The organism is Vibrio sp. 10N.222.46.A1 (assembly GCF_041473595.1).
Lineage (GTDB): Bacteria > Pseudomonadota > Gammaproteobacteria > Enterobacterales > Vibrionaceae > Vibrio > Vibrio tasmaniensis_A.
This window is the reverse complement of record NZ_JBFRSN010001560.1, coordinates 1-802: the sequence shown is the minus strand read 5'-3', so window position 1 is coordinate 802 and position 802 is coordinate 1. Positions and strand designations below refer to the sequence as shown.

Sequence of the window (802 nt, the reverse complement as noted above, 5' to 3'; positions counted from 1 at the left end):
CCGATAGTGATAGCAGTGAGCGTGTATCAACGGTTTTACAACCAGCGGAAGTGAATAAGTAATCATGGCAGTCCTTACAGCAAAGAACCTAGCGAAGACCTACGGAAAACGTAAAGTTGTAACAGACGTAAGCTTGCAAGTAGAGTCAGGTCAGATCGTCGGGCTACTTGGCCCAAACGGTGCAGGTAAAACCACCTCTTTCTATATGATAGTGGGTCTGGTTGCGCGTGATGAAGGTACTATCAGCATTGACGACCGAGACATCAGTATCTTACCAATGCACAGTCGCTCTCGTCTTGGTATCGGTTACCTTCCTCAAGAAGCATCCATTTTTCGTAAATTGTCAGTTGAAGACAACATCATGGCTGTTTTGCAAACGCGCGATGAGATGACTAACGCACAACGTCAAGATAAGCTGGAAGATCTTCTCGAAGAGTTTCACATCCAACATATTCGAGCGAGTAATGGTATGGCTTTGTCGGGTGGTGAGCGTCGACGTGTTGAGATTGCTCGTGCACTAGCAGCAAACCCTCAATTCATTCTCCTGGACGAACCTTTTGCCGGTGTTGACCCTATATCGGTTATCGATATCAAAAAAATCATCGTTCACTTACGCGATCGCGGCTTAGGCGTTTTGATTACCGACCACAACGTTCGTGAAACATTAGACGTGTGTGAAAAAGCTTACATCGTAAGTCAAGGGCATCTAATAGCTGAGGGAACTCCTGAAGATGTTCTCAATAACGAACAAGTTAAACAAGTTTATCTAGGCGAACAATTCCGTCTATGATTAGATAGAGAG

The 802-nt window shown here is 44.9% G+C and carries 1 protein-coding gene; it reads left to right on the top strand.

The features are described from left to right. Positions 1-64: 64 nt before the first annotated feature. Positions 65-790: an LPS export ABC transporter ATP-binding protein gene (gene lptB, locus AB4496_RS28080; RefSeq protein ID WP_009847740.1), complete on the top strand. Its 726-nt coding sequence runs from the start codon at positions 65-67 to the stop codon at positions 788-790. Positions 791-802 lie beyond the last annotated feature (12 nt).